Origin of the sequence: Streptomyces sp. WELS2, from assembly GCF_013870595.1 — a bacterium.
In the GTDB taxonomy this organism is placed as follows: Bacteria; Actinomycetota; Actinomycetes; order Streptomycetales; family Streptomycetaceae; genus Streptomyces.
Window position 1 is genome coordinate 1 of sequence record NZ_JACBWZ010000146.1, and the last position, 10,932, is coordinate 10,932.

The 10,932-nt window shown below is 71.3% G+C and carries 11 protein-coding genes and 2 tRNA genes; 8 read left to right on the forward strand and 5 right to left on the reverse strand.

All coding sequences use genetic code 11. The features are described from left to right. Positions 1–417, forward strand: a 417-nt coding sequence (locus H5J33_RS12015) for a biotin transporter BioY (RefSeq protein ID WP_181794893.1), incomplete at its 5' end; no start/stop codon positions are given. A gap of 92 nt (positions 418–509) precedes the next feature. Here the strand turns inward: H5J33_RS12015 and H5J33_RS12020 are convergent. Further along, positions 510–1,925: an amino acid permease gene (locus H5J33_RS12020; RefSeq protein ID WP_181794894.1), complete on the reverse strand. Its 1,416-nt coding sequence runs from the start codon at positions 1,923–1,925 to the stop codon at positions 510–512. Positions 1,926–2,140: 215 nt separating this feature from the next. Between H5J33_RS12020 and H5J33_RS12025 the strand changes: the two genes are divergently transcribed. Both H5J33_RS12025 and H5J33_RS12030 read left to right on the forward strand, forming a co-directional pair. Further along, on the forward strand, positions 2,141–2,626 hold the full coding sequence (locus H5J33_RS12025) for a ribose-5-phosphate isomerase (RefSeq protein ID WP_181794895.1): 486 nt from the start codon (positions 2,141–2,143) through the stop codon (positions 2,624–2,626). 150 nt (positions 2,627–2,776) lie between these two features. Continuing rightward, positions 2,777–3,586: an Fpg/Nei family DNA glycosylase gene (locus H5J33_RS12030; RefSeq protein WP_181794896.1), complete on the forward strand. Its 810-nt coding sequence runs from the start codon at positions 2,777–2,779 to the stop codon at positions 3,584–3,586. Between the two features lie 26 nt (positions 3,587–3,612). Here the strand turns inward: H5J33_RS12030 and H5J33_RS12035 are convergent, their stop codons facing one another. Beyond that, positions 3,613–4,857 carry a GNAT family N-acetyltransferase gene (locus tag H5J33_RS12035; protein ID WP_181794897.1) on the reverse strand — a complete coding sequence of 415 codons (1,245 nt, stop codon included), beginning with the start codon at positions 4,855–4,857 and terminating at the stop codon, positions 3,613–3,615. Between the two features lie 161 nt (positions 4,858–5,018). Between H5J33_RS12035 and H5J33_RS12040 the strand changes: the two genes are divergently transcribed. Both H5J33_RS12040 and H5J33_RS12045 read left to right on the forward strand, forming a co-directional pair. Then, entirely contained in the window at positions 5,019–6,188 is a 1,170-nt protein-coding gene (locus tag H5J33_RS12040; RefSeq protein WP_181794898.1) for a PP2C family protein-serine/threonine phosphatase, read from the forward strand. A 37-nt stretch (positions 6,189–6,225) separates the two neighbouring features. Next, complete coding sequence (locus H5J33_RS12045) at positions 6,226–6,672, forward strand: HD domain-containing protein (RefSeq protein WP_181794899.1); 447 nt, start codon at positions 6,226–6,228, stop codon at positions 6,670–6,672. On the opposite strand, the gene H5J33_RS12050 is transcribed toward H5J33_RS12045, so the two are convergent. After that, a complete protein-coding gene (locus tag H5J33_RS12050; protein WP_181794900.1) occupies positions 6,669–7,853 on the reverse strand; it encodes an acyltransferase family protein in 1,185 nt (394 codons plus the stop codon). The two genes, H5J33_RS12045 and H5J33_RS12050, sit on opposite strands and share 4 nt — an antisense overlap. A 377-nt stretch (positions 7,854–8,230) precedes the next feature. Between H5J33_RS12050 and H5J33_RS12055 the strand changes: the two genes are divergently transcribed. Then, positions 8,231–8,425, forward strand: a complete 195-nt coding sequence (locus H5J33_RS12055; protein ID WP_181794901.1) for a hypothetical protein — start codon at positions 8,231–8,233, stop codon at positions 8,423–8,425. Between the two features lie 16 nt (positions 8,426–8,441). On the opposite strand, the gene H5J33_RS12060 is transcribed toward H5J33_RS12055, so the two are convergent. Next, entirely contained in the window at positions 8,442–8,819 is a 378-nt protein-coding gene (locus H5J33_RS12060; RefSeq protein ID WP_181794902.1) for a hypothetical protein, read from the reverse strand. A gap of 101 nt (positions 8,820–8,920) precedes the next feature. Continuing rightward, a tRNA-Gly gene (locus H5J33_RS12065) sits at positions 8,921–8,991 on the reverse strand. A 218-nt stretch (positions 8,992–9,209) separates the two neighbouring features. Between H5J33_RS12065 and H5J33_RS12070 the strand changes: the two genes are divergently transcribed. Both H5J33_RS12070 and tig read left to right on the forward strand, forming a co-directional pair. Then, a tRNA-Pro gene (locus H5J33_RS12070) sits at positions 9,210–9,286 on the forward strand. A 177-nt stretch (positions 9,287–9,463) separates the two neighbouring features. Further along, entirely contained in the window at positions 9,464–10,834 is a 1,371-nt protein-coding gene (gene tig, locus H5J33_RS12075; RefSeq protein ID WP_181794903.1) for a trigger factor, read from the forward strand. Positions 10,835–10,932 lie beyond the last annotated feature (98 nt).

The window sequence follows — 10,932 nt, forward strand, 5'->3', positions numbered from 1 at the left end:
CAGACCTTCGCCGCGCTGCTCGTCGGCACCGCCCTCGGCGCGCGCCGCGGCTTCCTCTCCCTCGCCCTGTACGCCGTCGCGGGTCTGGCGGGCGTGCCGTGGTTCGCGGACGGCAAGGCCGGCACCGGTCTCGTCTCCTTCGGCTACGTCCTCGGCATGCTGCTCGCCTCCGCCGTCGTCGGCGCCCTGGCCCGGCGCGGCGCCGACCGCTCGCCGCTGCGCATGGCCGGCGCGATGGTCCTCGGCGAGGCCGTCATCTACGCCGTCGGCGTGCCCTACCTGGCCCTGGCCGCCCACCTGTCCGCGTCCGAGGCGATCGCGGCCGGCCTCACCCCGTTCCTGATCGGGGACGCCCTCAAGGCCGCCCTGGCGATGGGCGCCCTGCCCGCCGCCTGGAAGGCGCTCGGCAAGCACTGACGAGCCGGCGACGACAGAGGCTCGCGGGACCGGGATCACTCCCCGGTCCCGCGAGCCTCTTTCTTCTGTGTGCCCTGTGTGCCCGCGGTGGGTCAGCCGACGTGAACCTTGTCGGCCGGGGACTCGGCCGCGGGCGTCCGGCCCGCCGCCAGCCGCTGCCTGACCACCGCGATCACCAGCACGATCGCCGCGACCAGCAGCGACAGCAGCACGGTCTTGCGGCCGTCGTGCTCGGTGTCGAAGAGCATGTAGACGAGCACGCCCACGATCAGCGTCGCCGTCGCCCAGGTCAGATACGGGTACAGCCACATCCTCACGACGAGCTTCTCCGGCGCCTCGCGCTGGATGATCTTCCGCATCCGCAGCTGCGAGAAGCAGATGACCAGCCACACGAACAGCGCGACCGCGCCGGAGGAGTTGACCAGGAACAGGAAGATCGTGTCCGGGGACAGGTAGTTGAAGAAGACGGCGACGAAGCCGAACACGACCGAGGCGAGGATCGCGGCCATCGGCACGCCCCGGCTGTTGACCCGGGCGAACACCTTCGGCGCGTCACCGCGCTCGCCGAGCGAGAAGGCCATCCGGGAGGCCGTGTACAAGCCGGAGTTCAGACAGGACAGCACCGACGTCAGCACGATGACGTTCATGATCTGGCCGGCGTGGGCGATGCCCAGCGAGTTCAGCGCGGCGACGTAGGAGCCGTCCTTGGCGATGGACGGGTCGTTCCACGGCAGCAGCGAGACCACGACCAGGATCGAGCCCAGGTAGAAGACGCCGATGCGCCAGATGATGCTGTTGGTGGACTTGGCGACCGCGCGCTGCGGGTCCTCGGACTCGCCGGCCGCCAGGGTGGCGATCTCGCTGCCCATGAAGGAGAAGACGACCAGCAGCACACCGGTGAGGATCGCGCCCGGTCCGTGCGGCAGGAAGCCGCCGTGCGAGGTGAGGTTGCCGAAGGACGCCTTGTCGGCGTCCACGCCCGGCAGCACGCCGAACACGGCGAGCAGACCGATGACGATGAACGCGCCGATCGCCACGACCTTGATGCCGGCGAACCAGAACTCGAATTCGCCGTAGGAGCCGACGGAGACGAGGTTGGTCGCGGTCAGCACGGTCATCACGATCAGTGCCCAGCCCCATTGCGGGACGGCCGGGACCCAGCCTTCGAGGATCTTCGCGCCGGCGGTCGCCTCGACCGCGAGGACGACGACCCAGAAGAACCAGTAAAGCCAGCCGATGGAGAACCCGGCCCAGCTGCCGAGCGCGCGGTCGGCGTGCGCGGAGAAGGAGCCGGACGTCGGATTGGCGGCGGACATCTCGCCGAGCATCCGCATCACGAGGACGACGAGCGTGCCGACGAGGGCGTACGACAGGAGGATGCCGGGTCCCGCGGTGGCGATGCCCGAGCTGGAGCCGACGAAGAGACCGGCTCCGATCACGCCACCGATCGCGATCATCGACAGGTGGCGGTTCTTGAGTCCTGCTTGGAGGCCCGAACCAGGGGTCATGGACGGAATTCCTTTGCGCCAGGTGGTGCTGCCCGTACGAGCGGTGTACGAGTCGGTCCAGTGAATCCGAGGCCAACGCAATGGGGAACCACCGAATCCGTATCGTTACCTCTGGTTCCTTTAAGGATCTATGGCATGTCTCACACGATTCCGGGCCGGCCGGCCGCCGGCACCCTGGGGCTGCTGCCCCGGTGGGGGCGTGTCACACTCGTGGCATGCGCGTGTATCTCGGCTCCGACCATGCGGGCTACGAACTGAAGAACCACCTCGTCGAGTGGCTGAAAGCGGCCGGGCACGAGCCCGTCGACTGCGGGCCGCACATCTACGACGCCCAGGACGACTACCCGCCCTTCTGCCTGCGCGCCGCGGAGCGGACGGCCGCGGACGCCGACGCCCTCGGCATCGTGATCGGCGGCTCCGGCAACGGTGAGCAGATCGCCGCGAACAAGGTGAAGGGCGTGCGGGCGGCGCTGGCCTGGAGCGAGGAGACGGCGGAGCTCGGGCGGCAGCACAACAACGCCAACGTGGTGGCCGTGGGTGCGCGCATGCACAGCACCGAGGAGGCGACCAAGTTCGTCGAGGTCTTCCTGAACACCCCGTTCTCCGGTGACGAGCGGCACATCCGGCGCATCGAGATGCTGGCGGACTACGAGACCACGGGCACCCTCCCCCCGGTCCCGGCCCACCACCCCCAGCCCTGATCCCACCCGGACCGGACACTCCGGATCCGGCCGCGCGGGGCCGGCCCGGCCGGACCGGCCGCAGCGACCCCGGGGCATGTGTCCCGGGGTCCCGTTCGTCCGCCCGCCGGGCCGGGCGGGCGGAGCAGACGCAGGAAAGGACACCCCGCCTTGCCGGAAGGGCACACCATTCACCGGCTGGCCCAGGACTACGCCGGGCGCTTCCTGGGCACGGCCCCCCGCGTCACCAGCCCCCAGGGCAAGTTCTCCGACGCGGCCGCCCTCCTGGACCGTACCGAGCTGACCGCCACCGAAGCCCACGGCAAGCACCTCTTCCTCGGCTTCCGGGACAGCGACTGGGTCCACATCCACCTCGGCCTCTTCGGCAAGGTCGGCTTCGGTGACGCCCCCGCGCCCCCGCCGACGGACACCGTCCGGCTCCGCCTGGCGAACGACACGTCGTACGTGGACCTGCGCGGCCCCACCACCTGCGCCCTGATCACGGACGCCGAGAAGCGGCTGATCCACGACCGGCTCGGCCCCGACCCGTTGCGCGCGGACGCCGACCCGGCCGCCGCGTACCGCAGGATCTCCCGCAGCCGTACGACGATCGCCGCCCTGCTCATGGACCAGAAGATCGTGGCCGGCGTCGGCAACGTCTACCGCGCCGAGGTGCTGTTCCGGCACGGCATCGACCCCTACCGCACCGGCCGCGACATCACCCCGGCCGAGTGGGACGCGATCTGGGCCGACCTGGCCGGGCTGATGCGCGAGGGCGTGCGCGACAACCGCATCGACACCGTCCGCCCCGAGCACACCCCGGAGGCGATGGGCCGCCCGCCCCGCGTGGACGACCACGGCGGCGAGGTGTACGTCTACCGGCGCGCGAACATGCCCTGCCACATCTGCGGCGACGAGATCCGCACCGCAGGCCTCGCCGCCCGCAACCTCTTCTGGTGCCCCACCTGCCAGCGGACGTGAGCCGACGGGCGAGCACCGTCGCGGTACTAGAAACCGTGCGGCAGCCACGGGGCCAGCGGTGAGCCGAACGCCACCGACGCCTCCGTGAGCGCCCCCGGCCGCAGCTCCCGCACCCGCTCGGCCGCCGCCAGCGACAGCAGGGACACCCCGCCGAGGTACGCCGAGCCCAGCTCCCGTACGGACAGGGCGAGTTCCGGCGCGTCGGCCGTACGCTCGCAGGACGCGCCCTTCGCGTCGCCCGTCAGCCGCCAGCGCCCCGCGTTCCAGGGGCCGAAGGCGTCCTCCACCTCGAACACGACGTCCACCGGCGCCTGGTAGGTGCGCGCCGACAGCGCCGCGCCGACGTCCACCAGCCGGACGTAGGCGTCGTCCCGCAGCCGCGGGTCGCAGCGGCGGATGTCGGAGACCAGGTACCGCAGGGCGTCGTCCACCGGCCGCGACGGCACCGACAGCGTCGTCATCAGGTCGATGCCGAACAGGAACCGCCAGAGCGCGGCCTCGGTCGCCGGGTCCAGCCCGGCCAGGTCCTTCAGCCGCACCGTGCCGGCGGGGGCACCGCCGGCCTCCCAGGAACCCTTGGTGTGGTAGCGGGCGTATCCGGTGATCTCGCCGTCCCGTTCGGCGACCACGCACTGCAACGGCGGCCCCCCGTCCCGGTGGCGCTCCGGGTCGACCAGGGCGACCCGCTCCCAGTTCGGCCGCCGGGCCAGCATGCCGGGCCGGCGCGGGACCAGGGCCGCGTACACCGCCTCGCAGGCGTCCAGCACGTCGGCCGGCGCCGCGGACCGCACCCGCACCTCGTCGGTGCCGGCGGGCAGCGCCAGGCTCACCCGGCTGGTGTCGATCTCGGCGCTGATCCGGAAGGTGGCGGCGCCGTAGCCGAAGCGGCCGTAGATGGCCGGCTCGGACGCGGTCAGCATCGCCACCGGCTCGCCCCGCGCGTGGAAGTCGTCCAGCTGCCGGCGCATCATCGAGGTCAGCACCCCGCGCCGCCGGTGGGTGGCGGCGACGCTCACCATCGTCACCCCCGCCGTGGGGACCGAGGCCCCGCCCGGCACGGTCAGCCGGAAGCTGAACGCCCCCGCCGTGCCGACGAGCGCGTCCCCGTCCCAGGCGGCGAGGGAGCGGTCGAACTCCGTGGCCGCCCGCTCCACCTCGCGTTCCTCGCCCGAGGCCGGCCCCGCGCCGAAGGCCCGGTACAAGGCGTCGTACCACCCGTCCCACTCGTCCTCGCGCAGCGGCCTCAACTCGGCTTTGTGGTCAGTGCCCATGTGCCATGCCTATCAGGGCGCCGGGGGGCGGGCCAGCAAATTTCCTCCCGGCGCGGGCGCCGCGCGGCCCGGCGTGCGCGCGGCGAAGCGGAATCCCGCTCGGGGGACAAGTGGGACCTCCCGTGCCAAGCGGCCGGTCCGCTGGATAGGGTCCCGAACTGATGGCAGCAGGACGACAGCGGCGCGCGAAGGCCGACACGTTCGCGGCCCGGTGCAAGAAGCGGTGGCACCGGGCCCGCGTCGGGCTGCGCAAAAGCGCCGTGGACTACTTCCGCGGCGACGGCTCCGACTGGATCGCCTTCGCCGGACTGCTGCTGACCGTCCCGCTCCTCGCGGCCATGACCCTGTTCGAGCCGGTGTGGTGGTCCCCGGCGACCCTGGTGCTGCCGATCGTCGCCGGCGGTCTGCTGCTGCGCCCGGCGAGCCTGCTCGGGCTGTACGCGGCGGCGGCCACCGCGCTGATCGTGGAGTCGGTGCGGCTCGGCCCGTACACCGAGGGCCCCTCCCGGGTCACCCCCGGCGTGGTCCTGGTGGTCGCCGCGTGCGGTTTCTTCGGGCTGCTGACCGCGCAGTTCCGCAGCCGGGTCGGCGTGCCCTGGCGGCGCGGCGGCACGATGCTGTTCGACCTGCGCGAGCGGATCCGGGTGCAGAGCAAGCTGCCGAAGCTGCCCCAGGGCTGGCACCACGAGATGGCGCTGCGGCCGGCGGGCGGGCAGTCCTTCTCCGGTGACTTCGTCGTCGCGGCCCGGACGAACGGCGGCCGGACACTGGAGGTCGTCCTCACCGACGTGTCCGGCAAGGGCATGGACGCGGGTTCGCGGGCCCTGCTGCTGTCCGGCGCCTTCGGCGGTCTGCTCGGCTCGCTGCCGCCGCACGCCTTCCTGCCGGCCGCCAACGGCTATCTGCTCCGCCAGGACTGGGAGGAGGGCTTCGCCACCTCCATCCACCTGGTGCTGGACCTGGACTCCGGGGACTACGAGCTGTACTCCGCGGGCCATCCGCCGGGCCTCCAGCTGAGCGCGGGCAGCGGACGCTGGGAGGAGAAGGCGGCCGAGGGCCCGCTGCTCGGTGTGTACGACGGCGCCCAGTTCGACCCCGTGAAGGGCTCGCTACGGCCCGGGGACGTGTTGATGCTGTTCACGGACGGTCTGGTGGAGACCGCCGAGCGGGACATCGTGGAGGGCATCGACCGGCTCACCGGCGAGGCCGACCGCTATGTGCCCGGCGGCTTCCACGGCGCCGCCTGGCACCTCATCGAAGCGGTCGCCAAGGACGTCAACGACGACCGGGCCCTGCTGCTGATCTGCCGCGAGACGTCCGCGACCCGCTGAGCCGGGCCCCGGTCCCGGCGCAGGGCACACTGAGCGCATGCCGACTCTCACCCTCGCCGAGGTCGAGACCCTCGCCCGCGCCGCCCACGACGGCCGGACCGACAAGGCCGGACGGCCGTACGCCGAGCACCTCGCGGCCGTGGCCGAGGGCGTGCGCGCCCGGGGCGGCGACCCGGACCAGATCGCGGCGGCCTGGCTGCACGACGCCGTGGAGGACGCCGCGCTGAGCGAGGAGTGGCTGGCGGCGGCCGCCCTCACCGCGCGGACCAAGGCCATCGTGCGGGCCCTCACCAGAGCACCGGGGGAGTCCCAGGAGGCCTACGCCGCCCGGATCCTCGCCACTGCGGGCGCGCTGCCGGTGAAGGAGGCCGACCTCGCGCACAACGCCGACCCGGTCCGCCTCGCCGTCCTCCCCGAGCCGGTCCGGACCAGGCTGACCGCGAAGTACGACCGGATGCGCGCGCTTCTCGGCCCGCCCGCCTAGACACCGGCCTTCTCCCGCTGCCCCTGCCGTTGCCGGTTGCGGGCCTGCTCGGCAGCGTCCTGCCGGAAGGCCCATTCCATCCGCGGCTCCACCGCGAAGCGGAAGACCCGCCGCACCGGCCGGGTGCACAGCACCGTGACGGCGGCCGCGGCGAGCACGGTCACCAGCACCACCCCGGCCGGCCGGTGCAGCCAGGGGTGCTCGAACCAGCCGCGGTAGTCGGCGTACTTCATCAGGAAGCCGTGCAGCAGATAGCCGTAGAGGGTGCCCGCGCCGAGCCGGGTGAACCACGTCGTCCGGCGCGGCACCCACGCGAAGAAGCAGGCCGTCAGCAGCAGCGAGCAGCCCATCAGCGCGAGCGTCATCACCGGGCCGCACCACCAGGGGGCGCCCAGCTCCTGCGCCGACTCGCTGTGGGCGAACCACCCGGTGTTCATGCGCGGCACCGCCCACCAGCCGACCGCGAGCGCCGCCGCGAACACCGGTACCGCGGCGATCCGCGCCCGGCGGCGGCGCACCAGCTCGAAGTGCTCGGGCCGCAGGCACAGGCCGAGCACGAAGTACGGCAGGAACTGCAGGACGCGCCGGAGATCGAGGTCGTCGCCGATGCCGGGGCTGACGGCCGCCAGCATCGCGATGCCGAGGGCCAGGGGGAGCGGATGGCGCACCAGCTGCCACAGCGGAGCGGTCAGCCGCCAGACGAACAACGCCACCAGGAACCAGGTCAGATACCAGGGGTCCAGCAGGCTGATGTCCGCGTGCGAGCCGTTGACCAGGTTCCGGAAGAGCGTGTACGCGGTTTCGAACAGGACGTACGGTACGGCGACTCCGGTGATCAGCCGCCGCAACCGGTGCGGGCGCATGTCGAAATGACGTGAGAAGAAGCCGGAGACGATGATGAACGCCGGCATATGGAAGGTGTACACGACGGTGTACACGCTCTCCAGGATCCGGCTGCCGTCTTTCAGCGGCTCCCAGGCGTGACCCGTGGCGACGAGCACGATGGCCAGGTACTTGGCATTGTCGAAGAACGCGTCGCGCTGCCGCCCGGGTCTGTCCAGCGCCGCCTGCCGCCCCCGCGCGCCCACCGGGGGACGCGGGGCGGGCACTCCGTTCACCGGCGACTCTGCCAGGGGGAGCGGGCTGCGGTTCGGGCCGGGGGGCGAGGCGGCTTCAAACATCTCAGGCACCCTAACCGCGCCCGCCGGATTTCGTAAAACCCCCGCAATGATTACCGGTTACCGGGTCCGAACACCCGCGCAATGTCCCGATTCATCCCGACTGAAGAGGGCATACATCGTTCCTGTGTCATCAATTCGAATTACCTGGGCATGAGATGTGTGGAGACGGAAACGAAGTCGGGTAATTCCGTGGGGAGTCACGCGTGGGTGCTTGATCGAATTACCGTGCGGCGGGTCGCCCGCGGCGGGCGGGGGTGCCCGACGTTTCGTCATCGGCCGCATACACGGGCCGGGTTGGTGGCACGATGTCCGTGGCGGGGGTGCGCGGGCCGTACCTCCGGGCCGGGAGAGCGGACCGACCGAGGGTGTGATCAGTTGTGGCCATTTCACTGTCCGTGGTGGTGCTGTTGGCGGTGATCCTGGTGGTCCTGATCCGAGGAGGGAACCTCAAGGCCGGCCCCGCCATCGTGGCGGTCCTCTTCGGCTTCTTCCTGGCCTCGTCCGGGATGGCCCCCTCGATCAACCGCTTCCTGAACTCGATAGCGGACTCCATCAGCTCGATCAAGTTCTGACCGGCGCGGCGCCGCCTCAGCAGGACTCGTCGATCAGCAGCAGGGTCCGTCCGTCCTCCGAGACGAACCTGAAGGCGCGGTAGAGCGGTCTCCGCGGCCACTCGGGACCTTCGGCCTTGCCGCCGGGGCCCGCGTAGCGCCGCCCGGCCGCCTCCCAGACGGCGGCACGCCGCCCGGCGGGCACATCCTCCAGCCGGGTGCTGCCTTCGCGCCCCAGCACCACGAGATCGGCACCGACCGCCAGCCGCCGGGCGACTCGCACGTCCAGCACTCTGCCGCTCAGACGCCAGCTGCCCCCGGCCCAGTCGTCGATCACCCCGGTGTCCACGACGGAGACCCACACCTCGGGGACGCTCCCCGGACCCACGGAACCCACGACCTCTGCAAAGGTCACACGACGCTCACCCTTGGCCATGACCCCAGTCTGACCCCTCCGGGACGACCGAAGGCCCAGGGAGAGGAGAACAACCTCTTACCTGGGCCTTCGGCATCCAGAGCGGGCGACGGGAATCGAACCCGCGTAGCTAGTTTGGAAGACTAGGGCTCTACCATTGAGCTACGCCCGCAACACCGCGCCGCCGGTCGCCGACCGCGGCACAGGAGGCATCGTAGCGGGTCGCCCGCCGCGGAGGCCAACTGCTTTCGCGATGACGCCCCCGGCGTGCTCGGGGGTGCCGAGTCGCGGGCGCCCCGTACGGCGCGCGCCCGGCCGCCCGCGTGTTGTCCCGCGTAATCCGGCCGACGCGATCGGCCGGGGCATGTACCCTACGTGTCGCACACCAGACGGGGTGTGGCGCAGCTTGGTAGCGCGTCCGCTTTGGGAGCGGAAGGCCGTGGGTTCAAATCCCGCCACCCCGACCACCGGCACACGATCCGTGAAGATCCCCTTTTGGGGCGCTGACCCGCTGCGGTTACTATGCAAGCTGCGCGCCCGTGTGTCCTGGCCCCCACGGCCTACGTACTCGTCCGGGCGGCGAATCCGCCGGACCTGTCTGGCTCCGGCAGAAACCAAGAAGTCAGCCACAAGGAGACCGAACCGTGAAGAGCGCCGTGGAGACCCTGAACCCGACCCGGGTTCGGCTCACTGTCGAGGTGCCCTTCGAGGAGCTCAAGGACAGCCTCGACGCGGCGTACAAGAAGATCAACCAGCAGGTCACGGTGAAGGGCTTCCGCAAGGGCAAGATCCCGGCCCGCGTGATCGACCAGCGGTTCGGCCGCGGTGCGGTGCTGGAGGAGGCCGTCAACGACGCGCTGCCGAAGTTCTACACCGAGGCGGTCAACGAGGCCGAGCTCAACGTGCTGGGCCAGCCCGACGTCGACATCACGGAGCTGAAGGACGGCGAGACGCTGAACTTCACCGCCGAGGTCGACGTCCGCCCGGCCCTCGAGATCCCGGACTACTCCGGCATCGAGGTCGAGGTGGACGCCGTCGAGGTCACCGACGAGGACGTCGAGAAGTCGGTCGAGCAGCTCCGCGAGCGCTTCGCCTCCACCACCCCGGTCGAGCGCGCGGCCGAGGAGGGCGACGTCGTCACGATCGACCTGGAGGCCAAGGTCGACGGCGAGGTCCTGGAGGACGGCATCGCCAACGGCGTGTCCTACACCATCGGCTCCGGTGAGCTGCTGGAGGGCATCGACGACGCCGTGAAGGGCCTGGAGGCCGGTGGCGAGGCCACCTTCACCTCCGAGCTGAAGGGCGGCTCCGCCGCCGGCAAGGAGGCCGAGGTCACCGTCAAGGTCACCCAGGTCGCCAAGCGGGAACTGCCCGAGCTGGACGACGACTTCGCGCAGCTCGCCTCCGAGTTCGACACCCTGGAGGAGCTGAAGGCGGACAGCCGCAAGCGCCTCGCCAACATGAAGCAGTTCGACCAGGCCACGCAGGCCCAGGAGCGCGTCCTGGAGAAGCTGCTGGAGCTGGTGGAGGTCCCCGTCCCCGAGAAGCTGCTCGAGGACGAGATCAACACCCGCAAGCACAACCTGGAGCACCACCAGCTCGCCCAGATGGGCCTCACCCTCGACAAGTACCTGGAGATCCAGGGCAAGACCGCCGAGGAGTTCGAGACCGAGACCCGCGAGGCCGCGGTCAAGGGCATCAAGACCCAGTTCGTCCTGGACGAGCTGGTCAAGAAGGAGCAGCTCAACGTCAACCAGGAGGAGCTCACCGAGCACCTCATGCGGCGCGCCGCCTCCTCCGGCATGTCCCCCGACCAGTTCGCCCAGGCCGTCGTCGAGGGTGGCCAGGTGCCGCTCCTGGTCGGCGAGGTCGCCCGCGGCAAGGCCCTGGCCGTCGTGGTCGAGGCCGCCACGGTGAAGGACACCAACGGCGAGATCGTCAACCTGGACGACGAGGAGGAGGAGACCGAGGCCGCCGAGGCGTCGGAGACCTCCGAGGAGAAGTCCGAGGGCTGAGCGCGAGCCCTGCGGCGCTGACAAGGCCGTACAGCGGGCCCTGGGGACTGTCCCCGGGGCCCGTTCGCGTACACCGGGCCCGTTCGCGTGCGCCGGGC